The organism is Rhizobium sp. SRDI969, from assembly GCF_025152725.1.
Lineage (GTDB): Bacteria > Pseudomonadota > Alphaproteobacteria > Rhizobiales > Rhizobiaceae > Rhizobium > Rhizobium leguminosarum_I.
Genome location: NZ_CP104036.1, coordinates 315,800 through 341,430, shown reverse-complemented (window position 1 = coordinate 341,430; position 25,631 = coordinate 315,800). Strand labels below are relative to the sequence as shown.

Below are 25,631 nucleotides of genomic sequence, written 5' to 3'. Positions count from 1 at the left end.
GGCCCGTGCTTAAGCGCGGCATACCGCCTTACTTAAAGCGGATCTGTGACAGCTGCAGTTCGGAATTCGTCGCGATCGTCGGCTTGAAGTCGAGACGCGGCGAGACGCGGGTGAAACCAACCATGTGAAACATCGGGATGTCTGCGATGATTTCGGTGTTCACCTTGGCGAACAGCTCCTTCCAGAGTTTTGTGCGCTCGTCGCCGGTGGCAGACGTCGCCTTGGCGATCAGCGCGTCGACGGCGGGATCCCGAACCATGGAGTGCGAGCCGTCGGTGGCGTATTTCACGAATGCGGTGAAGACGGGATCGCCGGTCGCATTATCGTGCTGCGACTGGGTCAGCGTCGGACCGGAATCGGCGACAAAGGGTGCAACGAAGTAGCCGTTCCACACGGAAACGTCATACATGTCGAGCTTTACGTTCAAGCCGACCTCCTGAAGCATCGCCATGATCGCTTCCATCGCTTCGGTGGCGTTGGGATATTGCCCGTTGCGACCGATGATGCGGATTTCGCGATCGACCGGAACGCCGTCAGCTTTCGCCGCCGCGACCAATTCCTTTGCTTTTTCGGGATCGTAGGGCCAAGCAGGAATATCGGCATTATAGCCGATCGTGGTGGGCACGACGAGCTGTGTTGCGATCTTCGCCTGTTCGGGGAACAGCGTTCCGAGCATTGCCTGACGATCGATGGCGAGGTTCATCGCTTCGCGGATGCGCCGATCATTAAGCGGTGCTGCACGCGTATCGATGCGCAGCGATGTCGTTTCGGAATTGGGATAGGCGAAATCGGTTTCCTTGTTGGTGGCATCCTGCACGGAGACGGCCGGAACGATATCGGCTTCGCCGGCATCGACCATCGCGGCAGCAACGGCACTGTCGGAGCGGAACAGATAAGTTGCCTGCTCCACCTGCGGCTTCTCCCCCCAATATTCCGGATTGCGTTTCAGCACGATCGACTGGCCGATTTCCCATTTGTCGAACGTATAAGGGCCAGTGCCAATCGGCTTGCGAGTGAATTCGTCTGCTGGTGTCGCCTCGGCCGATTCCACAGCCATCACCGTCATCAGAAGCGGAAGAATCGGCTGCGCCGGCTTTGTCGTAATCTGGATCGTGTTGGCATCCGGCGTCTCGAAGCTGAACTCCGTGCCGCCGAAATATTTGCCGCCGGTCTCACAGCTGAGCTTCTTGTTCTTATTGCGCTCGATGGTGAACTGAACATCTTTGGCGGTGAACGGCTTGCCATCGTGCCATTTGACATTTGGACGCAGCTTGAACTCCCAGGTGTCGTCATCGATCTTCGACCATTCCGTCGCGAGGCGGGGCTTTAGGCCGCCATTGACGTAGTCGAATTCCACCAGCATCTCGTTGACGTTTTCAGAAATGACCCGACCGACGTCCTGGCGGGCTGCCATACAGGGCTCGACGACGTCAACGGTTTCGGCAAGCACCACGGTGACGTTGCTCTTGGCATCCTGCGCCTGAGCCGAGCCTAAACTCAACGCGAGCACCGTGGTTGAAAAGCAGGCAGTTAACAAATGCAATTTCATTTCGTTTCTCCTCCCATGCGCCGCTGGCGCTCCTCACAGCAAATCTGCGTCCCGGTTCCGGTGATCCGACATCAATCTCCTCCTCGAAAACCTAATGCATAAGTGCACTAATATACTAGCTTACGGTGGCCTTCAACCTTGACGCTGCCTGGTATGAACTTCAACCCAGCTGGAGCCGCCAATTTTACCTGGCCGAAGCAATCAGTTCGCGCATCATCTCGACTTCCTCGCCGGTGAGATCGGTCAGGGGCGCCCGCACCGGCCCCGCCTCAAAGCCGCGCAAACGCACGCCTGCCTTGACGGCGGAAACCGCATAACCGGCCTTGCGATCGCGAATACGGGCAAAGGGATAGTAGAAATCCCTCAGCATCTGCTCACAGGCCGCGTCGTCACCGGCGAGGAATGCTTTGTGGAATTTCAGTGCCGTTTCAGGCACGAAATTAAAGACCGCCGAGGAATAGGTCGGCATGCCGGCTCCGCGGTAGGCTTGAGCAAATAGTTCGTGGGTCGGCATGCCGCCGATATAGGACAGGCGGTCGCCGAGCGCGATCGTGACACGGCGCACGGTATCGATGTCGCCGGTTCCATCCTTGAAGCCGATCAGATTTGGGCATTCGTCGGCAAGCTGAACAAGCTGCTCGGCCGACACCCGCGCCTGGCCACGATTATAAACGATGACGCCCATATTGGTGGCCTTGCAAACGGCCCGGACACGCGCGGCAATGCCATCTGCCGGCGCCTCGGTCAGGTAATGCGGCAACAGAAGAATGCCGTCGCCGCCCGCCGCCTCGATCTCGCGCGCCATGTCGCAGGCGATGCGCGTGCCGTAGCCGCATCCGACAATAACAGGCGCATCGCCGGATAGGGCGCGGGCGGCCTTTACCACCTCAACCACCTCACCCGGCGTCAGCGAGAACAGCTCACCGGTGCCGCCGGCAACGATCAGGCCGGCAACGGGGTAGGATGATAGCCATTCCAGATGCGCGGAAAACGGTTTGGCGGCAAACCGGTCCTCGGCATCGAAAGGGGTGACGGGGAAGGACAGCAGGCCGTTGCGAATGATCTCGCGAAGTTCCGTCGGGGCGATCATCTGGTACTCCTCGATTTCAGTTGCGCAGGTCTTGCGGCAGCAGGCCGGCAGGGAAATTCTGGTAGGCAACGGGGCGCAGAAATCTGCGGATCGACATGGTCCCGACGCTGGTCGCGCCGAAATTGGTCGAGGCCGGGTAGGGTCCGCCATGCACCATGGAATCGACAACCTCGACGCCGGTTGGGAAGCCGTTGACTAGCAATCTGCCCGCCTTCCTTTCGAGAATCGGCAGCAGATCGCGGGCAAGGCCAAGATCGGCGTCGTCCATATGGATCGTCGCGGTCAACTGTCCCTGAAAGCTTTCGGCAAAGGCGAGCATCTTTTCAGGCGAGCCGACGCGTACGACGAGGCCGAGAGGGCCGAACACCTCTTCTGCGAGCGAGTGGTCGGCAAGCCAGGCCGAACCGTTGGTTTCGAACAGGTTCGGCGCTGCGTCGCGACCGGCACTCTCTGCAGCGAGAACCGACGCGACGGCATTGCTTGCCCGCAGGCGGTCCACACCGTCGTGATAGGCCGCGGCGATGCCGTTGGTCAGCATCGTCTGCGTTGCCACCTTTTCAAGAGCCGCCTTGGCGGCACTGGTGAACTTGTCCGCCTCCGGCCCGTCGACGACGACGGCGATGCCGGGCTTGGTGCAGAACTGGCCGGCACCGAGGGTCAGTGAACCGGCCCAGCCTGAACCGATTGCCTCCGCCCGGGCAGCGGTAGCGGCCGGTAGCAGGAACATCGGATTGACGCTGCCCAATTCCCCGAAAAACGGAATTGGCTCAGGGCGCTGGGCGCAAAGGTCAAAGAGAGCACGCCCGCCGGCAAGAGAGCCGGTAAAGCCAACGGCTTTGATGGCCGGATGGGTCACCAGAGCCGTTCCGACATCACGGCGGCCGCCCTGGATCAGGCTGAAGACGCCGGCCGGCATTCCGGTGCGCGCGACAGCGGCTGCAATCGCCTCGGCAATGATCTCACCCGTGCCGGGATGGGCTGAATGTCCCTTCACCACGACCGGGCAGCCCGCTGCAAGCGCGGCTGCCGTATCGCCGCCCGCCGTCGAGAATGCCAGCGGAAAATTCGAAGCGCCGAAGACGGCGACGGGGCCGATCGGCCGTTGCACTAGGCGGATATCGGGGCGCGGCGCCGGTTGCCGGTCCGGTTGCGCCGCATCGATGCGCGCGTCGAGATGCGAGCCCTTGCGGATATGGTCGGCAAACAGCCCGAGTTGGCCGGTGGTCCGGGCACGTTCGCCGTTGAGACGGCCTTCCGGAAGTCCGGTTTCCTGCGTTCCGATGAGAGTGACGGCCTCGCCGCGCTTGTCGATCTCCTCGGCGATTGTCTCGAGGAAAATGGCGCGCTCCTCGCGTGTCGTTGCCGAAAAAGCTGAAAAAGCAGCTTCGGCAGCGCGGCAGGCACGGTCGACCAGTTCCGTTGTGCCGACAGCAAAGTCATGAGCCTGCCCATGCGCCGGCTCGGACCGAAATGTCGTCGTTTCGGCAATCCACTCGCCGGCGATGAAATGCCTGCCTGAAGGGGTCCAGTTCATTGTTATCTCCTCGGCGGAGCCTTGCTCCGTCCTGATCGGTGATCCGTTGTTCAAGATGCGCGCCTTAGCGCCCATTCACCTTCCGCCATTCGGCAAAGAGCGTCAGATTGCTTTCGTCGGTGGCCGGGTAGAGGCCAATGATCGTATGACCTTGCTTGACGCGTTCCGTCACGAAATGCTCGTAAGCGGTCATCTCCACCGCTTCATCGGCGATCTCGTCGGCGATTTCGGCAGGGATGACGATCACGCTATCGTCGTCGCCGACGATGATGTCGCCCGGGAAAACCGCCACATCGCCACAGCCTATCGGCACGTTGATGTCGATCGCCTCGTGCAGCGTCAGGTTCGTCGGGCTGGAGGGACGGTTGTGATAGGCGGGGATATCGAGACCACCGATCGTCATGGCGTCCCGGAAGCCGCCGTCGGTGACAACGCCGGCTCCGCCGCGCATCATCAGGCGGGTAATCAGGATGTCGCCGGCAGACGCTGCGCGCGGATCCTTGCGGCTGTCCATCACCAGAACAGCGCCTTGCGGGCACGTCTCGATGGCAAGCCGTTGCGGATGTTTCGGGTTCCGAAAGACGTTTATCGCGTTACGATCCTCGCGCGCCGGCATGTAGCGCAGCGTAAAGGCCGGTCCGACCATATTGCGGCCCTTCGGCTGCACCGGCCGAACATCCTGGATCGTCTGGTTTCTTAGACCGCGCTTGAACAGGGCCGAACAGAGCGTCGCGACGGAGACACCCATCAGTTTTTCACGGGTTGCGGGGTTCATATATCCTTCTCCTCGTTCTCATTCAGGCGCCGAAGCTGCGCGTTTCCACAGTCCAGTCACGAGCCTTGCCCGTCAGGCTGCAGCCGAGCCCCGGACGGGCCGGCACGATCATCCGGCCGTCCTTGATCTCGAGCTGCTCGTTGAACAGTGGCGCCAGCCAATCGAAATGCTCGACCCATGGCTCATGCGCATAGGCGGCGGCCAGGTGCAGATGGATTTCCATGGCGAAATGCGGCGCCAGGCGCACGCGTTTCGCCTCGGCGTGCGCGCAAATGCGCAGAAAGGGCGTGATGCCGCCAACACGCGGCGCATCCGGCTGAATGAAGTCGACCGCATCGGCCCGGATCAGCGCCATGTGCTCGTCGGCGCTGGCCAGCATTTCGCCGGTGGCGATCGGCGTGGCGAGTTCGCGTGCCAGTGCCGCATGGCCTTCGGCGTCATAGGCATCGAGCGGCTCTTCGATCCATCCGAGGTTGAGTGGTTCGACCAGCCGGCCGAAACGCAACGCTGTCGTGCGGTCCCATTGCTGGTTTGCATCGACCATCAGCGGAACACGGCCATCGATATGGCTGGTCACCGCATCGAGCCGGCGAAGGTCGATCATCGGGTCCGGCTGTCCGACTTTGATCTTGATGCCGCCGATGCCGGAGGCTATCGAGTGGTCGATGGCGTCGCGGATTTCCTCAACGCTCGATGACAGGAAGCCGCCGGAGGTGTTGTAGCAGGCGACACTGTCGCGATGGGCGCCAAGCAGTTTTGCAAGCGGCAGGCCGGCGCGTTTCGCCTTCAGGTCCCAGAGGCAGATGTCGATGGCGGCGATTGCCTGGGTCGCAATGCCGGAGCGGCCGACCGAGGCCCCGGCCCAGCAGAGCTTGTCCCAGATGCGCGTGGTATCGTTGGGATCTTCGCCAATCAGGTTGTCGGCAAGCTCGCAGGCATGGGCATAAAGGGCAGGTCCGCCAGCCCGCTTCGAATAACTGAAACCAAGCCCACTATGGCCGGCCTCGGAGACGATCTCGCAAAACAGAAAGGCCACCTGCGTCAGTGGCTTCTGCCGGCCCGTCAAAACCTTGGCATCGCTGATCGGCCGCTCCAACGGCAGGTAGACGAGCGACAGGGTGACCGATTGGATGGCGTCCAGCTTGGACGGACCGGCAGCGAAGCCAGCCTTGGGAGGCTGTTCCGGGATCGAGCGTCGACTGGGATCAAACATCGTCGTGCCTCAGTTGATAGCCGGTTCCGGCGTCTTGCCACCGAATTCCGTCGTCAGGAAATCAAAGTCGCAGCCTTTGTCAGCCTGCTCGATATGGCTGGAGAACATGAAGCCGTAACCGCGCTCGTAATGCCGCGTCGGCGCCACCCAGGCAGCCCGCCGCACTGAGATCTCCTCTTCGGAAACCAGCATATTGAGGCTACGTGCCGGAATATCAAGCTCGACCATGTCCCCGGTTCTCAGCAGCGCCAGAGGCCCGCCAACATAAGATTCCGGTGCGACATGCAGCACGCAGGCGCCGAAACTGGTTCCGGACATGCGGGCATCCGAGATGCGGACCATGTCGCGCAGGCCGAGCTTCAACAGCGCCTTCGGCATTGGGATCATGCCCCATTCCGGCATGCCCGGCCCGCCCTGGGGGCCGGCGTTGCGGAGCACGAGAACCGTCTCCGGCGTCAGCGGGTAGTCGGGATCATCGATGATCTTCTTCATCTCCGCATAGCTGTCGGCGACCAGCGCCGGGCCGCAATGGCGATGGAATTTCGGGTCGCAGGCCGCTGGTTTGATGACCGCGCCGTCGGGACACAGGTTCCCCTTGAGCACGGCCAGCGAACCTTCGTGATAGACCGGGTTCGACAATGGCCGGATAACGTCGTCATTATAGATCTTCACCTGGTCCAAACCATCCACCAAGGGTTTTCCCATAACGGTGATCGCGGTGGGATCCAGCTTGGCCCCGAGCTGCTTCATCAGGGCGCGCAGGCCACCCGCGTAAAAGAAGTCCTCCATCAGGTAGGTCGAACCGGAAGGCCGGATGTTGGCGAGAACCGGTGTCGTGCGACCGATGCGATCGAGATCATCAAGCTCCAGCGGGACGCCGGCGCGCCGCGCCATTGCGATCAGATGAATGATCGCATTGGTGGAACAGCCGGTCGCCATGGCGACCGTGACTGCGTTGTCGACGGCCGCCGGAGTGATGATCTGGTCCGGCGTCAGATCCTCCCACACCATATCGACGATGCGGCGGCCGCAGGCCGCCGACATGCGCTGGTGGTTGGCGTCGGCTGCGGGGATCGAGGATGCGCCCGGCAGCGTCAATCCCATAGCCTCGGCGATCGCCGTCATCGTCGACGCCGTGCCCATGGTCATGCAATGGCCATAACTGCGGGCGATTCCGCCTTCGATGCCCTGCCACTCCTCCTGGGTGATCGTGCCGGCGCGGCGCTCGTCCCAATATTTGAAGCCGTCGGTACCAGAGCCCAGCGTCTTGCCGGCATAGTTGCCGCGAAGCATCGGGCCGGCCGGCAGATAAATGAAGGGAATGCCCATGCTGACCGCTCCCATGACAAGGCCGGGCGTGGTCTTGTCGCAGCCACCCATCAGAACGGCGCCATCGACAGGATGGCTCCGAAGCAGTTCCTCTGTCTCCATCGCCAGCATATTGCGATAGAGCATCGTGGTCGGCTTGACGAAGTTTTCGGAAAGGGAAAGAGCGGGCAGTTCCATGGGGAACCCGCCCGACTGAAGAATTCCCCGCTTCACCCATTCGGCGCGTTCACGGAAATGTATGTGGCACGGCTGCGCATCGGACCAGGTGTTGATCACGGCAATGATCGGCTTTCCCTGCCAGTCCTCGGGCGCGTAACCCATCTGCATGGTCCGCGACCGGTGGCCGAACGAGCGCTGATCATCCGGCATCATCCATCGGGCGGACCGCAATTGCTCGTAGGTTTTCCTCGCGGTCACGGCTTTCTCCCACCTTTTCGCCTGCTAATCCCAGCGTTTGTACCAACTGATATTTTAGTTTGACATATATATCAATGGAAAGTTTGCGTTCTTGTGCATTAGGTCGTGCAAAGCTATGAATGGAGTCGAAAAGGACGCCTCACATGAATTCCCAGTTCGCCTCCACATTCGGCCTGACCGCTCCCGGCTTTCCGGTCGTTGCCGGCAGTACCGTCCAGCGGGTCTATGATGATCTGCGAAAGCGCATCATCACCATTCAGCTGCCGCCGGACACCACGCTCTCGCGTACCGAACTCACCGAGACTTATGAAGTCAGCCAGACTCCCATCCGTGACGCATTGCAGCTTCTCAAACAGGAGGGCCTGGTTCGCATTTATCCGCAGTCGCGCACTGTGGTGACCAGGATCGACGTCCTGCAGATTTACGAAGCACATTTCCTTCGCGTTGCACTGGAAACCGAAGTTTGCCGCCGCCTCGCAACCGATCCGGATCCGGATCCGAGCGTCATTACCCGCGCCCGGTCGATCATCAAGATGCAGTCGGCAGTCGCCGACGACGCCGATCAGATCGCGATCTTCCAGGAGCTCGACGAGCTCTTTCACCAGACGTTGTTCGCAGGCGCCAAGCGCAGCAGCCTCCACCAGTTGATACGTGAGCGGTCAGGCCATCTCGAGCGCATTCGTCGCCTGCATCTGCCCGAGAAGGGCAAGATCGTCAGCATTCTCGATGGGCACCACGCCATCATCGATGCGATTGCCGCTCGCAACGAACAGGGTGCGGTCGACGCGATCCGTGAACATCTCAGCCAAACCGTCGCAAAAGTGGAAGACCTGCGGAAGGAGTTCCCGAACTATTTCGTCTGATCTGCCGCGCGGGTTTTGCGGGAGTCAATTGACCGGAGTCAGCAGCGGCCTGCCTGCGAAGAAGGCGGCAAGGTTGTCGACCGTCAATTGCGCCATCCTGTCGCGCGTTTCCTCGGTACCGCTGGCGTGATGGGGATAGAGCACAATGTTGTCGAGTGCTGCGAAGCGCGGATCGGGATTAGGTTCGTTGAGGTAGACATCGATGCCGGCCCAGGCGATCCGCCTTTCCTGCAAGGCCTTGATCAAGGCCGGCTCGTCGACCACGGTGCCGCGGGCAATGTTGATGAAAGTGCCCGTCGGTCCGAGCGCATTCAGCACGTCCGTCGAAATCAAACCTTCGGTCGAAGCTCCACCAGGGGTCGCGACGATCAGGATATCGGCCCAGTTCGCCAGTTTTACCGGCGTGTCGAAATAGGCAAAATCGTTGCCAGCTTTCTTCATCCTCCCGTAATAGCCGACCGTCAGCCCGACAGCTTCGCATCGCTTGGCAATCGCCATCCCTATGCGGCCGAGGCCGACGATCCCGGCTTTCTTGCCCGACGTCGATGTCGTCAGCGGCATCATGCCCTTCTGCCCCCAGTCGCCGGAGCGCACATAGCGGTCGCCTTCCGGAAGGCGCCGGCGTGCCGCCAGCATCAGAAGCAATGCCATGTCGGCAACGTCGTCGCACAGCACCTCGGATGTGTTGGTGAGCTTGACGCCGCGCCGTGTCATCGCCTCGACATCCATCTGGTCGTAGCCAGCCGAAGAACAGGCGGCGAGTTTCAGTGCCGGCAATTTCGAAAGCAGGGCTTCGTCGATCGTCACATGGCCGTTGCAGACCAGCGCGGAAGAGACCGGGCCGGCTTTCCGCAGGAGAGCATCCTGCTCTTCGCCTTTGACGAGATCGAGCCGGTGCAGCGTGTAGGTCTCCTCCAGCATTGCCATCTGATGGGGCCGGAGCGGATAGGCGACGATGACATCGGGCTTCATGCGGAGACGAGTCCTTCCTGTAGCTGGCGGGCGGCGCGTCGGGTGGCCTGGATCTCCGGATCGGGATCGAGGCTCGCGGCAAGAAGTGCCTGCGTGTAGGGGTGGGAGGGTGCGTTGAAGATCTGTTCCACCGGACCCTCCTCGACAATTTCGCCGGCCTTCATTACTATGACGCGATCGGCGAAATCGCGAACCACCGGCAGGTCGTGTGCGATGAAGAGGTAAGACAGGCCGAATTCGCGGCGCAGGCCCTGAAGCAAAGCGATCACCTGCGCCTGGATCGATACGTCGAGTGCCGAAACCGCCTCGTCGCAGATGATCAGTTTCGGCTCCATCGCCAGCGCCCGGGCAATCGCAATGCGCTGGCGCTGGCCGCCGGAAAATTGATGTGGATACCGGTCGGCCATATCCGGTTTCAGGCCAACCTTGACCAGCAACTCGGCCACTCTCTCCTTCGATCTCGCTTTCGGCAGGATATCCGGGTGAATGACCCAGGCCTCGGAAATCAACCGGAACACGCTCATCCGCGGGTTCAGTGACTGGGTGGGGTCCTGAAAGACCATCTGCAAATCGCGACGCAGCCCGAATATTTCTCTGGGGGTCATCGCAAGCAGATCGTTGCCGCGGTAGAGAACCTGACCCTGCTGCGGATCATCGAGGCGAACGATTGCCCGGGCAAGGGTCGACTTGCCGGAACCGCTCTCGCCGACAACGGCAACGGTTTCACCGGGCATGATGACAAAATCCACGCCCTTCAGCGCCTGGAATGCGCCGAAACTCTTTTTCAAGCCGATGGCGCGCAGCAGCGGTTCGCCTCCCCGGTCACGCTCTTGCGCCATTGCACCCTTGCCCGGTGCTGCGGCTATCAGCTTCTTCGTATAAGCGTTCTGCGGGTTGCGATAGACTTCAGCCGCATTGCCGGTTTCGACGACGCAGCCGGAATTCATCACCACCACGCGGTCCGCGATCTCGGCAACGACGCCCAAATCGTGGGTGATCAGCAACAGGCCCATGCCGGTTTCCTGCTGCAACTCCTGCAGAAGTTCGAGCACCTGCGCCTGCACCGTCACATCAAGCGCGGTGGTGGGTTCATCCGCGATCAGGATATCGGGCTTGCAGGCGATCGCCATGGCGATCATCAGGCGCTGCCGCTGTCCGCCGGAAAACTGGAACGGGTACTTTCGCATCGCCGACTGAGGATCCATTATCCCGACGCGTCCGATCAATTCGAGCGCCCTCGCACCGGCGTGTTCCGCCGACTGGCCATGCGTCGTCATCATCTCGGTGATTTGCCAGCCGACCGGATAGACCGGATTGAGGTGGGCGAGCGGGTCCTGAAAGATCATGGCGATCTTGGCGCCGTTGATCGAGCGCCGCTCCTCGGACGGCATTTTCAGCATGTCGCGCCCGTTGAGGAGAATGGCGCCGCTGGTGATCTTTCCGGGCGGCATGTCGATCAGATTCATGACCGCCGAGGCCGACACGGATTTGCCTGAACCGCTTTCCCCAAGGATCGCCAACGTCTCACCGCGATCGAGATGCCAGCTGACATCCTGCACCGCCTTGACGGTCCCGCTGGCCGTGTGAAACTCGACCGAGAGGTCACGCACTTCCAAAAGATGTTCAGCCATTTTTCCTGCCCCTCATTTCAAGGCGCCAGCGTTGCGTCGGATCGAGCGCGATGCGCAGCCAATTCGACAGAAGGTTCAGCGACAGCGTCGTCAGGATGATTGCAAGGCCCGGCCAGAAGGAAAGCCACCAGGCATTGGTGAGATAGGGTCGTCCTTGAGCAACCATGAGACCCCAGGTGATCTCCGGCGCCTGAATGCCGATGCCCAGGAACGACAGGGAGGACTCCGCCAGCATGACGAAAGCGAAATCCAGCGTCGCGATGGTCACCAGCGTTGGGAGGATCACCGGCAGGATGTGATGGAGGACAATGCGCCAATACGATGCTCCCATGACCTTCGCCGCCTGCACGAACATCCGCTCGCGCACTTCCAGCACTTCGGCGCGCGTGGTGCGCAGATAGATGGGAATGCGGGTGATCGCCAGGACGAGGACGATATTGGTGACCGAGGGCTCGAGCATGTAGAGCACGATCACCGCCAGAAGCAGCGACGGAAAAGACATGATGACGTCGCCGAGGCGCATGATCCATTGAGCCGCGGAGGAGCGGCTGTAACCTGCCACCAGACCGAGCGCCGTGCCGACGACAGATGATGCGAGCACGGCTGCCGCGGCCACCAGGATGGTGTTTTGCGCCGCCACGATGATGCGGGCGAGAAGCGGCCTCCCCAGCGCATCAGCGCCGAGGACATAAAGCAATCCGCGGGTGATATCGAACGGCGGCGCGTTCCGGCCCCGCAGGTTCTGCTTAGTGGCGATGGCCTCCAGCAGGAACGGGCCAAACAGCGCGCAGAGCAGAACGATCAAGAGGAACAGCGCCGCGAAAAAAGCGAGCTTGTCCGCCCACAGCATCGTCAGCCAGCGCCCGATTGGGCCGCTTGGTTTTTTCTCGGCGAGGATTTTTGTGTCGGCCATCGTCATCGCTCTAATACCGGATGCGCGGATCGAGCAGCGCATAGGCGATGTCGATCAACAGGTTCATGACGAAGATCGCCAGTGCCGAGACCATGATGACGGCCAGCACGACGGCGAAATCGCGAAGCAAAATGGAATCGATCATCAGCTTGCCGATGCCCGGAAAGCCAAACACCGTCTCGACGACGACGGCACCGTTCAGGATGGCGGCCGCCTGGTCGCCGATGACTGTGATCACCGGCAGCATGGCGTTGCGCAGTCCGTGAATGAAGATGATTGAGTTCGAGCGGACCCCCTTGGCGCGAGCCGTCTTCACATAGGCGGAAGACAGAACGCTGATCATAGAGCCGCGGACCACCTGCAGTATCAGGCCGAAAGGTCGAATGAACAGCACGCTGACCGGCAGGATCCAGTGCCAGAAAGTTCCCGTTCCCGATGTCGGCAGAACATGCAGTTTGACGGCGAAAATGACGATCGCCACGATTGCCAGCCAGAAGTCCGGCGCCGCAGCGCCAATCAGCGAGAAGAAAGTGGCGAGACGGTCGAAGACGCCGCCGACGCGAAACGCCGCGAGCGAACCGATGACGATCGCGGCGACCGTGACCAGCGCCATGGTGATGACGGCCAGCCAGAAGGTCCACACGAAAGCCTCCAGCACGACATCCATGGCCGGACGGGCCTGTCGCAGTGAATGACCGAAATTGCCTTGGGCAAGATGCGAGACATAACGGCCGAACTGGATGATCAACGGATCGTTGAAACCGTTCATCTCTCGAAATTGCTGGCGCATTTCCGTGGTCGCATCGATCGGCAGATAGAGGTCGGTCGGATCGCCCGTCAGCCGAGACAGGAAGAACACGATGACGATAAGCACCACGAGCGATACGCCACTGGCGATCGCGCGTTTGCCGATGAAACTCTTCATGCACTCCTCCCGAGTGAACCCCATGGGGTCGTGATGTCCGTTCGTCCGGCTGCCTGTCATGCCCCTCCGGCACCAGGCACGGCTCGACGACCAGTCGCAGTAACTGAAATATTAGTTCATCTAACATTTTTGTGAAGCCCAAAAATACTCGGGGCTTTATCGCGGTGGTTTGCGTCGCCACGTCACGCTGCGCGTTCCAATAATGGCTGCGCCAATGATGACTGCCGCACCGATCCACATCTGTGCGGCAGGAACTTCCGAGAAAAATGAGAAGGCCATGAGGGCTACGACGGGCAGCCGGAGAAAGTCGAGCGGTGCCAGAACGCTTGCGGCCGCCATGCCGAAGGCACGCGTGATCAGCGTCATGTTGAGTGCGCCGAGTGCCCCTTGCAGGGCAAGCAGTGCGAGTTGGTTCCAGGTCGGCATCGACCATACCGGCAGCATGACGATCAAACCGAGCGGCACCGTCGCTATCAGATTCCATGCAACCAGCCGGTCGGCACTATCCTTCAACGCCATCCGACGCAGCATCAATTGGCTGGCCGCCGTCAAGACCGCTCCGGCCAGCGCAAAAAGCAGCCATTCGTCAAAACCGGACGCTCCAGGGCGAATGATAATCATGACGCCGATAAAACCTGCGACAATGCCGGCCACGCTGGAGATGCCCACATGTTCCTTGAGCACCAGCCAAGCACCGAGAACGAGAAAGATCGGCATGGTGAAATTGATCGCCGTCGCATCGGCGAGTGGCGCGTGCGCAAAGGCGACGAACAAAGCAACCAGTGAGGCAAGCTTCAGACCCGCACGTACGACATGCAGAACACGATAGGGAGAGGATTTCAGGTCGACCCGTGACACGATCCAGGGCGTGACGACAAGAAGCCCGAAAAACGAACGGAAAAAGCCGATCGTCAATGGATGCACCTCGCCGGCCAGCAAACGTACGATGACCGCGTCGAGACTATTTAAAAAAGCGGCTGCCACCATCAAGCCGACGGCGAGGCCTGTGCGACCAGGCTGCATCACGCTTCTCCTGACGGAACAGAGGTGAATCCTGCTATATCGGTCATTCGATACAGTTGCGCGTTGAACCGGCAATCCATGAAAAATGAAGCCTTCCTGGCGTGTCCGCTGATCTCCGGGCTCCCGCAGGTGTGCCGCGGTGCAACCGCCTCGTTTCCACCAGGGACCGGCAGCATCCACTATTCCGCAGCGCGGATTAACGGCTTTATCTCAATCCATCTGTCGCCGTCCACCCTCACAGAGCGCATTGCTAACGAGGCCGCCTTCGCCCACGGTTGGAGCATGATGCCGAAAAGTATGAGTTGTTTTCCGACGGCGTCATGCTCCAACTATTTGATTTAAATAGAATTCAGTTCTAGTGGACCACTCCGTTGGTCTTCGTCCTATTCGAGAACTGATGGACGAGCATGATGCCCTGCTCAAGCAGCAACTCGGCCGCCATCAGATCGCGCGGCGTGAGATCGCCGGATAGCCCGCGAATCGTATTGGCGACGCAGATGGAGTTGGCGACAAAGCGGGCGTCGCCCTCACCTTCCGCCTCCTCGGCCGTTGCTTCCAAAGCATCGGCGACGGTGTCGAGCAGGCTCGAGCGTTCGATAAGCGTCATGTCGTTCAGGGTTTTGGAAATGCCGTTCATGATTGTCTCCTCGCGCGCCCAGGGCGCGTCGCAGCGCCGATTTCTCCATTTCAGTCACATGGCGGTCACTGTCAGATAGGACGGCTGTCTTCAGAAGCAACTCATGGCTGCCGCGCACCTCATGCATGACAGTAGCGAGATGGAGACGGTTCACCGAACTTCGGCCGATCATTCCAGATGCTTCAGGAGACCGGCAAGTATTGGTCGCTGGCCTTTCAAGAGTTTTATCGCTGCGTCGGCTGGGGAAAACCACCCGGCGCGATCGACTTCCGGAAAGCGTTTTACCTGGCCGGACCGTGGCGGCCATTCCATTTGAAATTTGGAGGTCTGTATCACATTCACGTCTAGTACCGGATCGGCTTCGATCGACCACGCGACAACTATCTTTCCGCCAGGTTGCCGGTATTCGCCCAACGGTGTGAACCTGCCATCGACTACTGCACCCAGCTCTTCGGCAGTCTCTCTGATTGCCGCCGCGAGTTCATCCTCTCCTGGCTCGATCAGCCCCTTCGGGATCGACCACGCAGCCTCGTCTTTCCTAGCCCAGAAAGGACCACCCGGATGCACGAGAAGCACTTCGATGTCCTTGGAAATGCGCCGGTATATCAAAAGTCCGGCGCTGCGGATGACCATCGCGTTGTGCCTTTCTTGTGTCGATCACGAGGCCAGGCATTCCTCACAGATGCCGCAGCCGTCATCGTCCATCCACTGACGCCGGCGCTTGCAGCAAAGGCAAGCACGACTGTCGGGTTGTTCCTTTTTGTCTTCCGGTGGAATGATCTCGATCGTCGTGCCGATTAGAGTGTCGGCCACAACTAGAGTCTCGGCCACAAGTTCCGCCATCTCGTTGCTCCATTAGTCTATTCTAAATAAGATAGGAGCGGCAATCGCTACCGGCAAGCTCTCAGCGCCGGTCGGAGGGCCAAATGGCAACCACATTCGCGATCTCAACATGGAGCGCTGGGCCCTGTTGCGACAAGTGCTATAGTCAAAATTCGGTCGTCCACCTGGACGATGCGACAAAGGAACTATTCCATGGGAGACCAGAAACGCCCGCTGCAACCAGGAGAAACTGCCCCCGCCTTCGCACTCGCCACGGCCAACTTCGACGGAACGGTCTCTTTCGCCGACTTGAGCGGTCGCCCGTTCGTGATCGGGTTCTTTCGCGGCTTGCACTGCCCGTTCTGCCGACGCCAGTTAGAACAGCTTGCCGGCTTACAGCCGACCCTGCGCGCCGTCGGGGTGGAGACCGTCGCCGTTATCAACACGCCGGTGGAACGTGCCCGCCTGTATTTCCGCCACCGGCCGACGCCGATAACGCTTCTGTGTGACCCGGACTGCCGCACGCATCGGGCCTACGGCGTGCCGCATGGCGAGTTCCTGCCCGATGGGAGCTGCGAGCAGCCCGAATGGCCCTATGGCGCAACGATGGCGCAGTTCCAGGCGGCACGCATCAACCCCACGGGCGAGCTGCCGGAACCGCTGCACCCGATGGAAGCCAACACGGTGCTCAACGCCAAGGACGGCTTCGAACTTGACGAGGCCGATCATGCGATCTTCGCAAACCACGCTACCCAGCTCGTCGGCCACTTCCTGGTCGATGCGACGGGCACCATCTGCTGGGCACAAATCGAGTCGCTCGACGGACCGAACAACCTCTCCATCTTCCCGACCGCGGCGGAGATCATCGCCGCCGCCGGCAGCCTTGGGCGCTGACGTGCAGCGACCAGCGTTGCTGCACGATAGATCGTTCTTATGAACCGGCCCCTGCCGCCGAAATGACCGCCCATCCGGAGCGGTGTTGCAATTGACGTTTGGCCGGTACGACGCGCCGTGCATGATGCCGAAAAGTGTGAGCGGTTTTAGGACGACATCATGCTCCAGCTATATAACGTAGAACAGGGTTCAGATTTTAGGCCGATCCGGCCTAAAATCATCCGGTTCTAGAGCGGGATTGTTTTAGTCGGAATCGGAACAGGGATTCCCTTTCTGGTGCAAATCAGATTCACCATTCTGGCCGGTGCAGGAGGCCGGTCTGGATGGCGAAACCTTTTTCGGATGATCTTCGGGAACGCGTTGTTGGCGCAGTAACGCGCGAGGGCCTGTCGTGTCGAGCGGCGGCAAAGCGCTTCGGCATTGGCATCAGCACCGCGATCGACTGGGTCCGGCGCTTGCGTGAGACGGGCAGCGCGGCTCCCGGCCAGATGGGCGGGCACAAGCCACGGGCGATCTCAGGTAAACATCGGGTCTGGTTGATCGATCGCTGCCACATGCAGGCGTTCACCTTGCGCGGGTTGGTGGCGGAACTCGGAGAGCGCGGCCTGAAAGTGGATTACAGCGCCGTCCGGACCTTCGTGCATGAGGAAGGGCTGAGTTATAAAAAAAGACGTTGGTCGCCAGCGAGCGCGAGCGGCCCGATGTTGCCGCCCGGCGGGCGCGCTGGCTGAAGCATCGCCATCGCATCGATCCATCTCGCCTTGTCTTTATCGACGAAACCTGGACGAAGACGAATATGACGCCGCTCAGGGGCTGGGCGCCGCGCGGCGAACGGCTGTTGGGCCATGCGCCCTTCGGCCACTGGAATACCATGACTTTTGTCGCAGCCCTCAGGGCCGACCGCGTCAGCGCACCGTGGATCATCGACGGCCCGATCAATGGCGAACGCTTTCGCATCTATGTCGAGAGGGTGCTGGTACCGGAGCTCAAACCCGGCGACATCGTCGTCATGGATAATCTCGGCTCGCACAAGGCCGGCGCTATCCGTGCCGCCATCCGCAAGGCCGGCGCCAGATTGTTCTTCCTGCCGCAGTATTCCCCCGATCTCAATCCGATCGAAAAACTCTTCGCCAAGATCAAGCACGAGCTGCGCAAGGCGCAGGCTCGAACCCGACAGGCCATCGACGACGCGCTGGCAGCCACCCTTCAAACCGTCTCGCCGAAAGAGTGCCAAAACTACTTCAAGGAAGCCGGATATGAACGGACATAAAACAATCCCGCTCTAGTGGAGCGTGCCGCTGATCACCATTTTTGATACGAATGCGGAAAGAAGCTGGCTATCGAAATGGCCCGGCGAATTCATCATCATGTTGATCGCCTCCGCTTGCGAGAAGGCGCGCTTATACGGCCTGATGGTGGTCAGCGCTTCGTAAACGTCACAAATCGCCGCAAGCCGGGCGACGTAAGGGATCTTCTTTCCGGCGAGCCGACCAGGATAGCCCGAGCCATCGAACTTTTCGTGGTGGTAGCGACAAATGTCGAGCACCGGCTTCGGGACATGGGCGACACAAGACACCAGCTCATATCCCCGCTGAGGGTGCCCGCGGACAAGATCCATTTCCTCGGCCGTCAGCTTACCGGGTTTCGTCAAGATGTCGTCGGGGAGCGCCATTTTTCCAAGATCGTGAACCAGTCCGCCGAGTCCCAGGACCCGTACATCCTCTTCTCCATGACCGAGGCTGCGCCCCAGGGTGATCATCAATGCGCTGACAGCCAGCGAGTGGAGAAACGTCAGCTCATCCTTTTCCTTCAGTTTCGCGACTGCGATCAACGCGCCGGCGTTGTCGAAGGCTGCCGACATAATCCGCTCCACAGCTGCGCTTGCCGCATCACTGGCAAAAGACGCCTTGATCCTGGCGTGCGCAAGCATTTGGCGGATCTGCGGCCGTGTATCCTCGACGCATTCCCTCGCCTGCTTGATATCCTTTGCCGAAAACACGGCACGAAGCTGGGCGTCAAACGCAGTCCGGTCGATGTCCTGCGGCCCACCCGGATCGACATCGGCACCTTTTCCGACGTCGATCACGACAGTCATCAGGCGGCTTGCCATCAAACTATCGACCTGACCGGCGGCCGAGATCAGGAACGGCTTGAACCGACGCGTCCTGTCTTCTCCCTCGATTTCAACGTCTTCGACATACATTCCGACCCGCAATTGGCTGACATGTATCCGTTTTCGCATCTCTGATCCGTTCAAAATGATCTTGGTACTCAAGCGTTGTCTCAGGTATCCGGGGCTGGCCCGAGTGCGAAAAACTTCGCTCAAGCTATAGGGCTCCGGCGCGGGTCTTGTTTTGGTTGAGCCGTTGTCCATGCTGCTCTAAAATAGCCGCGGCAACCGTTCGATCGACTGCTTTCGAAAACAGATAGCCCTGTCCGAGCTTGCAGCCGAGCTGGCTCAATTGAACAGCTTGGGTTTCTGTTTCAATCCCTTCTGCGACGACCCGGATTCCGAGCTTGTGAGCTATTCCGATCAGACTCTCGACGATGACCGTCCCAGCATCGCCCGGCACCATGCGGTCGATGAAGGACTTGTCGATCTTGATGATGTCGACCGGCACCGTCAGCAGGTGGGTCAAAGACGCGTAGCCCGTGCCAAAGTCGTCGAGGGCAACCCGCAAGCCCTTGGACCGAAGAGCCTTTATCTCGTCAGCTACGACATGGTCCCGTTGCCCGAGATAAACCGATTCCGTCACTTCGAGGATGATGTGCTCGAGAGGAACCTCCGCTTCCCCGAAAATTCGGCACAGCCTGTCTTGCAGATTACCGCCGCGAAAATCTGCGGCGGACAGGTTGATGCCGACATGTTGGAGGGGAAGGCCCCGGGCGAGCCAGCTGCGGATGTCCCTCGCAACCCTCAGCAACATTCGTTGGGTCAGCTCAGCAGCAATATGCGCGTCTTTCGTCGCCTCATGGAAATGCGCTGCGGCGATGATTTCGCCGGAAGGCGTGGTCATTCGACACAAGGCTTCGAAACCGACGATTTCCCGCGTATCGAGGCGCAAGATCGGCTGGTAATGCGCGTCGATCCGATCGTCTTCTAGGGCGATGCCCACATCGCGAACCGCCCTGAAACGTCGGGTCAGGGCAGTGCCCAGGCCGGGATAGTGTTGCACGTACCGGCCGCGGTTGTGTTCTTTCGCATGATAGAGCGCCACATCGGCGTTCTGGCGGATCTGGTCAGGGTTTGTTTCGGTCTCTGCCAACGCGCCGCCAATCGTGGCGGCAGGAAAGACGACATGACCGTCGCACGTTGAAGGAGAAGACAGTGCTTTGAAGATGTCGGTCGCCCTCGCGTTGAGATCAAGGTCTTTGTCGTCCGACACAATCACAGCAAACTCATCGCCACCGAGCCTAAAGGTGTTCTTGGCGCCTGCTGTCTTGGCGACCCGGTCTGCAACCACTTGAATCAATGCGTCGCCGGCTGCGTGCCCGAACGTGTCGTTCACGAGTTTCAAGTTGTCGATGTCCACCAGCAAGATGCCCCAGGCGCGCCGGGATCGAGGCAGCTCTTCGGCTAGGAGCTGGTTGAAACGAGCGCGATTCGACAGCCCTGTTAAAGCGTCGCTGTATGTGAGCCGCTGGCGTTCCATCACCCGTTCTTCGCGATCGATGGCGATTGTGCAGAGATGGACACAAGCATCGACGAGATCCCGTTCGAGGGCCTTTGGACCGCGGTGGTCTCGATAGTAGAAGGCGAAGGTGCCGATCACCCGGTCGCCACGCTTGATGGGGCTGGACCAGCAAGCCTTCAACCCCAGCGGAAGGACCAGGGACTTGAAGTCCTGCCAACGAGGATCGATCTCGATATCGGTGGCAATGACCGCTTCTCCGAAATAGGCAGCAGCGCCACAGGAGCCCGCAAGAGGACCGGCTTCAAGATTGTCGACCGCCCCTGAATAGTGAGGCGGAAGGGAGGGGCCAGAAAGTGTGTGAAGACGGCTCCCGTCGAACGTCAGCACCGAAGCGATGATCCCAGGAATGGCGGCCTCAACCTTCAGGCAAAGTTGCTCGATCGTTGCTGCCAGCGGTTCCCCTTTGGCAATCATTTCCAGAATGGCATTCTGCAACTCAAGGATCATGACGTCACTTCCCGGAAGGAGACCCTCCGTACCAAACCGACTTTCAAATCAGGTTACGCCGTTGATTAGATTTTGATCGAATAGGCGCCGGATGATCATTTCAGTCGCGCCGACGTCGCGTGCGAAAGGGGTTTTCTCTACGTTCTGACCTCCTTTCGAACGGAGCGAGATTGACCGATGTCACGGTCATTCTCTAAAGACGATTATGAAATACAATCCGCAGTCGTGCTCTTGAGAGCCCCGAGTGAGTGGGCACGGCATAATTTTCGAGAGTCAGAAATCAGCTTATGGGATATGGTTCGGAATGCGTTGCAATGTCCCATATGGCCGTCGCCGCACAATGGAAATTGGCCTGAAAGATGATCGGTGGCGATAAATACGTTGGCTCCGTAGGCAAAGCATCGCTCGCGATCATCGCGCTGATGTTTCTGTCAGTGACCACCCTCTTGTCGCTCTGGCTCATATCCAGTTACGAGACAGCTGTTCGCCGGGGCGACGAGCGTGTCAGCGCCGCCTCCAAAATCGTTGCAGCGAACGCGAACTGGTTGAATTCCCTTGCTCGGGAGACCCTGCACCGAATTGATGATGCTCTGGGGCCGAGTACGTCATTGCCCGGCGCGGACCGCGTGCGCGATCTCGACGCTGCCGTCTACGACTTGCCTCCTCAGGCGACTGCCTATGTCATCGGGGCCGATGGAAAAACGCTCTATTCAAATGACCGAGATATCCGGCCGGTCGACGTTACGGACCGCGACTACTTCGTTCGGCTGAGAAACGGTGCTGACGAATATACATCCCCGCTGATCATCAGCCGCCTTTCCCACCGGCAGATATTCGTCTTCAGCCGCAGGCTCGAACGAAATGGCGTATTCGCCGGCGTCGCCGTAATTGCCTTCGACGCGAGCATCCTAAGACCAATATGGGACGCGGTCGCGATCGGCGAGAACTCGATTGTCAGCCTCATAAGACGCGACGGGCAACTTATCGCCCGATACCCGGAACCCGCCGGACCGGTCGATATGCGGAACCACAAGCTATTTACCGACTATATGAGGAAGGCGACATCAGGCACATATCGCTCCGTGTCGCCAGTCGACCATGAAGACCGCCTGGTCGGATACCGAATCCTCGAGCGCACCCCTTTTGTGGCCATTGCTTCGGCAGATATCCATGTAATCATGCAGCCCTTTTGGGAGGATGCCAAAATTGCGTCTTTGTTGGTCGCTTTCGCCCTGGTTGGTGCCTTAGCCGCTGCATTGTGGATTCAGAACCTCATCAAAGTGGACACATTGCACACCAGGCAGCTTGCGGATGCGTTGCGGTCGAATGAAACGCTCATGCGCGAGATACACCATCGCGTGAAGAACAACCTGCAGACGGTGATGGCCCTGCTGCGCTTGCAGGGTTTTGAACCGGAGGCCGTTCAAAAATTAAACGAGCGCATTTCTGCAATGTCCGCCGTCCACGAGCAGATGTACGGCTTCGATCAGTTTAGCGGAATATCTGCTCGAGAGTTCATCCCATCATTCGTCAGGACGATCGTCGACGTCCATGGTCGCGCCGTTTCCGTCGACTTTGAAATCGACGACATCGTGATTGCAGCAGACAAGGCAACGCCGTTTGCCCTCCTGCTCAACGAGTTGATTGCCAACAGCATGAAATACGCATTCGACGGCCGGGAATCCGGAAATATTCGCGTCATGCTGCACGCGACTGAAGGAGAGGAATCTCAACTTACCGTCGCGGATGACGGGATTGGTTTTGATGGCCGATCGGACAGCGCCGGGATGGGGACGCGGCTGATCAAAGCCTTCGTCAATCAACTGCATGGCGAGGCGAGATACAATCGCCTGGAGGGGACGCAGTTTACGGCAACACTCAAACTTACCGATTGAGCGAGAAAAGCCACCTCCCTGCCTAAATCAAACCTTCGCATCGGCACTTTTCGTTGGACTTGGGGCGACATATTTTCCAGATGCCCTGGCGCCCGTGCGGGATTTCCTCGCCGTCGGCTTGCTTTGTTCAGATGTCACTAGGAGCACAACATGACGAAAGTTCCAACCATAGCCCGTATCTGGCGTGGTCGCACGAAGCCGGAACTCGCCGATGAATATGAAGCTTACAACCGCGCAGAGGGAATTCCGCCACTGTTAAAGACAGCACTCGGCGTCCAGTTGCTGCGCGAAGACCGTGAGGATGAAACATGGTTCACGACGATCTCCTACTGGGCGGACATGGAATCGATGACGGCATTTACCAAGGGTGATCCTGAGCAGGTTCACCATCTGGAGCGTGATGCAGAACTGCTGTGCGAACTTCCCGAGCGTATCCAGATACACAAGATAGTGGTCCCTCCGCATCTGCGTTGAGAGTCCCGGCCGCTTTCACAGGTCTCGCGCCTCCCGCCAGTCTCAAGATAATCACACGGTCCGGCGCCTTTCATCGAACCAAAACGTTTTGGCTTGACTCCCAAAACGTTTTGGAGAATCGTTACCCTTACTTCGGGAGGAAGATCTTGGCCAATCTCAAACAGCTCGCGCAATCGCTGGGACTGTCGATCACCACGGTGTCGCGTGCGCTCGACGGTTACGCCGATGTGTCGGCCGCCACGCGCGAACGGGTTCGTCAGGCTGCCGACAAGGTCGGCTACCGGCCGAATGCTTCGGCCCGCCGTCTGCGCAGGCAGCGCGCCGAGCTCGTGGCCGTCACGCTGCCGAGCGATCCCGGCCATATCGGTCCTCCGCATTTCCTCGAAATGCTGTCCGGCTGTGCCGAACATCTTGCCGCTGCCGGTCTCAATCTGGTGATTGCGCCGGTGCCGCGTGGCGAGAGCGAGCTCGACATCTGCCGCCGCTTCGTCGATGGCCGCCGCGTCGACGCCATGCTTCTCGTCCGCACCAAGCGGAAGGACGAGCGCGTCGAATTCCTGCAGTCGCGCGGCATTCCCTTCGTCACCAACGGCCGCACCGAAAGCCTGCTGCCCCATCCCTTTATCGATGGCGACGGCTTTGCCGGTTTCCGTGCCGCAACGCTGCGCTTCCATGCCGCCGGCCACCACCGCATCGGCCATATCGCCGGCCCGCAGGAATATTACTTTGCTCATGACCGCTGCCGCGGCTGGCGGGCGGCGATGGAGGAATGCGGTCTCGCGACCGATCTCTGCGCCGAGGGCGCGCCGCTGGAACAGGGCGGTTATCTCGCAGCACTCGAACTTCTGCGCCAACCCTCGCGCCCGACCGCACTCGTCTGCGCCACCGACGAAATGGCAATCGGAGCGCTCCGGGCGCTACGCGAAGTCGATGGTGGCAACCAGATCAGCATTATCGGCCATGACGACCTGCCGATGGGCGCCTTCACCAGCCCGCCGCTCTCGACCATGCGCATGACCGGCGAAAACCTCGGCGCGAGCTTCGCTTCGCTGCTGCTGCGCGCCATTGCCGGCGAACCCGCCGAAGAACTCCAGGAGCTTCACGCGATCGAATTTGTCGATCGCGACAGCCATCGCCGTCCCGCCAAAGCGGCATAGACAGAAGTGCATGTCAAACAAAGAACAATGAAGGAGGAGAAGATGAAACATATCATGTCATTTGGAATTCTCGCTTCCACTGTGCTGGCCTTCGCCTCGCCGGTGCTTGCCCAGACGGTTTTCGTGTCCACCCAGCTTCGTCCGATCGAGGAGGCGACCGTCGTCCGCGAGGAGCTGCTGAAGGACGTCGGCCCGGTTGATTACGTGGTCGAGGAGCCGCCGCAGTTTGCCGTCCGCATGGAGGCCGAACGCCAGGCCGGTAAACACACCGTCAGCCTCGTCGGTGCGCTGCATGGTGAACTCTCGCCGCTTGCGGACAAGGATTCGCTCGAACCGCTAGATGACCTTGCCAAGAAGCTGGCAGCGAGCGGCATGCCGCAGTCGCTGCTCGACCTCGGCAAGCTCGGCAAATCGACCCAGCAGTACATCCCGTGGATGCAGGCGACCTATGTGATGGCCGCCAAGAAGGAAGCGCTGCAATACCTGCCCGCCGGCGCCGACGTGAACGCGCTGAACTACGACCAGTTGATCGCGTGGGGCAAGAATATGCAGGACGCAACCGGCCAGCCGCAGATCGGGTTCCCGGCGGGCCCGAAGGGGCTGATGGCGCGTTACTTCCAGGGCTATTTCTATCCCTCCTTCACCGGCGGCGTCGTGCGTACTTTCCAGAGTGCCGATGCGGCCGCCGGCTGGGAGAGGCTGAAGGCCCTTTGGGCCTATGTGACGCCGAACTCGACCAGCTACGACTTCATGCAGGAGCCGCTCTCTGCCGGCGAAGTCATGGTCGCCTGGGACCATATCGCCCGCCTGAAGAATGCCATTTCCGCAGCACCTGACGATTATGTCGTCTTTCCGGCGCCTGCGGGCCCGAAGGGCCGTGGCTATATGCCGGTCGTTGCCGGTCTCGCCATTCCGAAGGGTGCACCTGACAAGGCCGGCGCAGAAAAGATCATCGAACACCTTTCCATGCCGGAGACGCAGCTCCTGACCGCCTCCAAGGTCGGCTTCTTCCCGACCCTGAATGTCAAGCTGCCGCCGGATCTCGATGCCGGCGTCGCCCTGCTCGCCGCTGCGGTCACCGCCACCCAGGCCTCCAAGGACGCGGTGATCTCGCTGCTGCCGGTTGGCCTCGGCGACAAGGGCGGTGAGTTCAACAAGGTCTACATGGACAGTTTCCAGCGCATCGTGCTGCAGAATGAGCCGGTCGCAGACGTGCTGAAGGCTCAAGGCGCGACGATAGCCAAGCTGATGGCCGATACGAAGGCTGCGTGCTGGGCGCCCGATGCCAAGAGCGACGGCCCCTGCCCGGTAGAATAAATCCGCCCGAGACGCGTCCGGGCGAATTGCCCGGGCGCTTTCAACCCTCTGCTCGTCAG

24 protein-coding genes are annotated in these 25,631 nt (G+C 60.1%); 8 read left to right on the top strand and 16 right to left on the bottom strand.

Going from position 1 to position 25,631, the window contains the following annotated elements:
- Window positions 1-28: 28 nt before the first annotated feature.
- From N2A41_RS25780 to araD, 6 genes are all read right to left on the bottom strand, one after another.
- Window positions 29-1,549 (bottom strand): ABC transporter substrate-binding protein, encoded by a 1,521-nt coding sequence (locus N2A41_RS25780; protein ID WP_260111151.1) that lies wholly within the window; start codon window positions 1,547-1,549, stop codon window positions 29-31.
- 184 nt (window positions 1,550-1,733) lie between these two features.
- Window positions 1,734-2,639 carry a 5-dehydro-4-deoxyglucarate dehydratase gene (locus N2A41_RS25775; protein WP_260111150.1) on the bottom strand — a complete coding sequence of 302 codons (906 nt, stop codon included), beginning with the start codon at window positions 2,637-2,639 and terminating at the stop codon, window positions 1,734-1,736.
- A 16-nt stretch (window positions 2,640-2,655) separates the two neighbouring features.
- Complete coding sequence (locus tag N2A41_RS25770) at window positions 2,656-4,173, bottom strand: aldehyde dehydrogenase (NADP(+)) (RefSeq protein WP_260111149.1); 1,518 nt, start codon at window positions 4,171-4,173, stop codon at window positions 2,656-2,658.
- 64 nt (window positions 4,174-4,237) lie between these two features.
- Window positions 4,238-4,948, bottom strand: coding sequence for a ribonuclease activity regulator RraA (locus tag N2A41_RS25765; protein WP_260111148.1), 711 nt, complete (start codon window positions 4,946-4,948; stop codon window positions 4,238-4,240).
- Between the two features lie 22 nt (window positions 4,949-4,970).
- On the bottom strand, window positions 4,971-6,161 hold the full coding sequence (locus N2A41_RS25760) for an L-talarate/galactarate dehydratase (protein WP_222385931.1): 1,191 nt from the start codon (window positions 6,159-6,161) through the stop codon (window positions 4,971-4,973).
- A 9-nt stretch (window positions 6,162-6,170) separates the two neighbouring features.
- Window positions 6,171-7,907, bottom strand: coding sequence for an L-arabinonate dehydratase (gene araD, locus N2A41_RS25755; RefSeq protein ID WP_260111147.1), 1,737 nt, complete (start codon window positions 7,905-7,907; stop codon window positions 6,171-6,173).
- Window positions 7,908-8,050: 143 nt separating this feature from the next.
- Between araD and N2A41_RS25750 the strand changes: the two genes are divergently transcribed.
- The gene (locus N2A41_RS25750) at window positions 8,051-8,770 is read left to right on the top strand and encodes a GntR family transcriptional regulator (protein ID WP_222385929.1); all 720 of its coding nucleotides are present in this window, start codon (window positions 8,051-8,053) and stop codon (window positions 8,768-8,770) included.
- A gap of 24 nt (window positions 8,771-8,794) precedes the next feature.
- Here the strand turns inward: N2A41_RS25750 and N2A41_RS25745 are convergent, their stop codons facing one another.
- From N2A41_RS25745 to N2A41_RS25725, 5 genes are all read right to left on the bottom strand, one after another.
- Window positions 8,795-9,742 carry a 2-hydroxyacid dehydrogenase gene (locus N2A41_RS25745; protein WP_260111146.1) on the bottom strand — a complete coding sequence of 316 codons (948 nt, stop codon included), beginning with the start codon at window positions 9,740-9,742 and terminating at the stop codon, window positions 8,795-8,797.
- Window positions 9,739-11,373 (bottom strand): ABC transporter ATP-binding protein, encoded by a 1,635-nt coding sequence (locus N2A41_RS25740; RefSeq protein WP_260111145.1) that lies wholly within the window; start codon window positions 11,371-11,373, stop codon window positions 9,739-9,741. The genes N2A41_RS25745 and N2A41_RS25740 overlap by 4 nt, the downstream gene beginning before the upstream one ends.
- A complete protein-coding gene (locus N2A41_RS25735; protein WP_260111144.1) occupies window positions 11,366-12,292 on the bottom strand; it encodes an ABC transporter permease in 927 nt (308 codons plus the stop codon). Before N2A41_RS25735 ends, N2A41_RS25740 begins: the two co-directional genes overlap by 8 nt.
- A gap of 4 nt (window positions 12,293-12,296) precedes the next feature.
- Window positions 12,297-13,211 (bottom strand): ABC transporter permease, encoded by a 915-nt coding sequence (locus N2A41_RS25730; RefSeq protein ID WP_222385925.1) that lies wholly within the window; start codon window positions 13,209-13,211, stop codon window positions 12,297-12,299.
- A 156-nt stretch (window positions 13,212-13,367) separates the two neighbouring features.
- Window positions 13,368-14,234 (bottom strand): DMT family transporter, encoded by an 867-nt coding sequence (locus tag N2A41_RS25725; protein ID WP_222385969.1) that lies wholly within the window; start codon window positions 14,232-14,234, stop codon window positions 13,368-13,370.
- A gap of 78 nt (window positions 14,235-14,312) precedes the next feature.
- Between N2A41_RS25725 and N2A41_RS25720 the strand changes: the two genes are divergently transcribed.
- Window positions 14,313-14,576, top strand: a complete 264-nt coding sequence (locus N2A41_RS25720; protein ID WP_222385971.1) for a hypothetical protein — start codon at window positions 14,313-14,315, stop codon at window positions 14,574-14,576.
- 13 nt (window positions 14,577-14,589) lie between these two features.
- Here N2A41_RS25720 and N2A41_RS25715 read toward each other — a convergent pair whose 3' ends face one another.
- From N2A41_RS25715 to N2A41_RS25705, 3 genes are all read right to left on the bottom strand, one after another.
- On the bottom strand, window positions 14,590-14,871 hold the full coding sequence (locus tag N2A41_RS25715; RefSeq protein WP_222385924.1) for a hypothetical protein: 282 nt from the start codon (window positions 14,869-14,871) through the stop codon (window positions 14,590-14,592).
- A gap of 168 nt (window positions 14,872-15,039) precedes the next feature.
- Window positions 15,040-15,504, bottom strand: coding sequence for an NUDIX domain-containing protein (locus tag N2A41_RS25710; RefSeq protein ID WP_260111143.1), 465 nt, complete (start codon window positions 15,502-15,504; stop codon window positions 15,040-15,042).
- Between the two features lie 24 nt (window positions 15,505-15,528).
- A complete protein-coding gene (locus N2A41_RS25705) occupies window positions 15,529-15,714 on the bottom strand; it encodes a hypothetical protein (RefSeq protein WP_222296209.1) in 186 nt (61 codons plus the stop codon).
- A 192-nt stretch (window positions 15,715-15,906) separates the two neighbouring features.
- Between N2A41_RS25705 and N2A41_RS25700 the strand changes: the two genes are divergently transcribed.
- Both N2A41_RS25700 and N2A41_RS25695 read left to right on the top strand, forming a co-directional pair.
- Window positions 15,907-16,587: a redoxin domain-containing protein gene (locus tag N2A41_RS25700; RefSeq protein ID WP_222385922.1), complete on the top strand. Its 681-nt coding sequence runs from the start codon at window positions 15,907-15,909 to the stop codon at window positions 16,585-16,587.
- A gap of 323 nt (window positions 16,588-16,910) precedes the next feature.
- A protein-coding gene (locus N2A41_RS25695) for an IS630 family transposase (protein ID WP_222282285.1) occupies window positions 16,911-17,857 on the top strand; the annotation gives its coding sequence in 2 pieces (ribosomal slippage) (window positions 16,911-17,249 and window positions 17,252-17,857; 945 coding nt in all).
- A 12-nt stretch (window positions 17,858-17,869) separates the two neighbouring features.
- On the opposite strand, the gene N2A41_RS25690 is transcribed toward N2A41_RS25695, so the two are convergent.
- Both N2A41_RS25690 and N2A41_RS25685 read right to left on the bottom strand, forming a co-directional pair.
- Window positions 17,870-18,829 carry an HD-GYP domain-containing protein gene (locus tag N2A41_RS25690; RefSeq protein ID WP_222385968.1) on the bottom strand — a complete coding sequence of 320 codons (960 nt, stop codon included), beginning with the start codon at window positions 18,827-18,829 and terminating at the stop codon, window positions 17,870-17,872.
- Between the two features lie 85 nt (window positions 18,830-18,914).
- Window positions 18,915-20,729, bottom strand: a complete 1,815-nt coding sequence (locus N2A41_RS25685) for a putative bifunctional diguanylate cyclase/phosphodiesterase (protein WP_260111142.1) — start codon at window positions 20,727-20,729, stop codon at window positions 18,915-18,917.
- Window positions 20,730-21,088: 359 nt separating this feature from the next.
- On the opposite strand from N2A41_RS25685, the gene N2A41_RS25680 reads away from it, so the two are divergent.
- The 4 genes from N2A41_RS25680 (at window position 21,089) to N2A41_RS25665 (ending at window position 25,572) form a co-directional block, all read left to right on the top strand.
- Window positions 21,089-22,624 carry a sensor histidine kinase gene (locus tag N2A41_RS25680; RefSeq protein ID WP_260111141.1) on the top strand — a complete coding sequence of 512 codons (1,536 nt, stop codon included), beginning with the start codon at window positions 21,089-21,091 and terminating at the stop codon, window positions 22,622-22,624.
- A 150-nt stretch (window positions 22,625-22,774) separates the two neighbouring features.
- A complete protein-coding gene (locus N2A41_RS25675) occupies window positions 22,775-23,098 on the top strand; it encodes an antibiotic biosynthesis monooxygenase family protein (RefSeq protein WP_170259509.1) in 324 nt (107 codons plus the stop codon).
- 146 nt (window positions 23,099-23,244) lie between these two features.
- Window positions 23,245-24,255, top strand: coding sequence for a LacI family DNA-binding transcriptional regulator (locus N2A41_RS25670; protein ID WP_260111433.1), 1,011 nt, complete (start codon window positions 23,245-23,247; stop codon window positions 24,253-24,255).
- A gap of 42 nt (window positions 24,256-24,297) precedes the next feature.
- Window positions 24,298-25,572, top strand: coding sequence for an ABC transporter substrate-binding protein (locus N2A41_RS25665; protein ID WP_260111432.1), 1,275 nt, complete (start codon window positions 24,298-24,300; stop codon window positions 25,570-25,572).
- Window positions 25,573-25,631: the final 59 nt, after the last annotated feature.

Excerpts from the sequence above, each read along its gene's own strand:
- N2A41_RS25780 (WP_260111151.1), bottom strand. The coding sequence starts at position 1,549 with ATGAAATTGCATTTGTTAACTGCCTGCTTTTCAACCACGGTGCTCGCG.
- N2A41_RS25775 (WP_260111150.1), bottom strand. The coding sequence starts at position 2,639 with ATGATCGCCCCGACGGAACTTCGCGAGATCATTCGCAACGGCCTGCTG.
- N2A41_RS25770 (WP_260111149.1), bottom strand. The coding sequence starts at position 4,173 with ATGAACTGGACCCCTTCAGGCAGGCATTTCATCGCCGGCGAGTGGATT.
- N2A41_RS25765 (WP_260111148.1), bottom strand. The coding sequence starts at position 4,948 with ATGAACCCCGCAACCCGTGAAAAACTGATGGGTGTCTCCGTCGCGACG.
- N2A41_RS25760 (WP_222385931.1), bottom strand. The coding sequence starts at position 6,161 with ATGTTTGATCCCAGTCGACGCTCGATCCCGGAACAGCCTCCCAAGGCT.
- N2A41_RS25750 (WP_222385929.1), top strand. The coding sequence starts at position 8,051 with ATGAATTCCCAGTTCGCCTCCACATTCGGCCTGACCGCTCCCGGCTTT.
- N2A41_RS25745 (WP_260111146.1), bottom strand. The coding sequence starts at position 9,742 with ATGAAGCCCGATGTCATCGTCGCCTATCCGCTCCGGCCCCATCAGATG.
- N2A41_RS25740 (WP_260111145.1), bottom strand. The coding sequence starts at position 11,373 with ATGGCTGAACATCTTTTGGAAGTGCGTGACCTCTCGGTCGAGTTTCAC.
- N2A41_RS25735 (WP_260111144.1), bottom strand. The coding sequence starts at position 12,292 with ATGACGATGGCCGACACAAAAATCCTCGCCGAGAAAAAACCAAGCGGC.
- N2A41_RS25730 (WP_222385925.1), bottom strand. The coding sequence starts at position 13,211 with ATGAAGAGTTTCATCGGCAAACGCGCGATCGCCAGTGGCGTATCGCTC.
- N2A41_RS25725 (WP_222385969.1), bottom strand. The coding sequence starts at position 14,234 with ATGCAGCCTGGTCGCACAGGCCTCGCCGTCGGCTTGATGGTGGCAGCC.
- N2A41_RS25720 (WP_222385971.1), top strand. The coding sequence starts at position 14,313 with ATGAAAAATGAAGCCTTCCTGGCGTGTCCGCTGATCTCCGGGCTCCCG.
- N2A41_RS25715 (WP_222385924.1), bottom strand. The coding sequence starts at position 14,871 with ATGAACGGCATTTCCAAAACCCTGAACGACATGACGCTTATCGAACGC.
- N2A41_RS25710 (WP_260111143.1), bottom strand. The coding sequence starts at position 15,504 with ATGGTCATCCGCAGCGCCGGACTTTTGATATACCGGCGCATTTCCAAG.
- N2A41_RS25705 (WP_222296209.1), bottom strand. The coding sequence starts at position 15,714 with ATGGCGGAACTTGTGGCCGAGACTCTAGTTGTGGCCGACACTCTAATC.
- N2A41_RS25700 (WP_222385922.1), top strand. The coding sequence starts at position 15,907 with ATGGGAGACCAGAAACGCCCGCTGCAACCAGGAGAAACTGCCCCCGCC.
- N2A41_RS25690 (WP_222385968.1), bottom strand. The coding sequence starts at position 18,829 with ATGCGAAAACGGATACATGTCAGCCAATTGCGGGTCGGAATGTATGTC.
- N2A41_RS25685 (WP_260111142.1), bottom strand. The coding sequence starts at position 20,729 with ATGATCCTTGAGTTGCAGAATGCCATTCTGGAAATGATTGCCAAAGGG.
- N2A41_RS25680 (WP_260111141.1), top strand. The coding sequence starts at position 21,089 with ATGATCGGTGGCGATAAATACGTTGGCTCCGTAGGCAAAGCATCGCTC.
- N2A41_RS25675 (WP_170259509.1), top strand. The coding sequence starts at position 22,775 with ATGACGAAAGTTCCAACCATAGCCCGTATCTGGCGTGGTCGCACGAAG.
- N2A41_RS25665 (WP_260111432.1), top strand. The coding sequence starts at position 24,298 with ATGAAACATATCATGTCATTTGGAATTCTCGCTTCCACTGTGCTGGCC.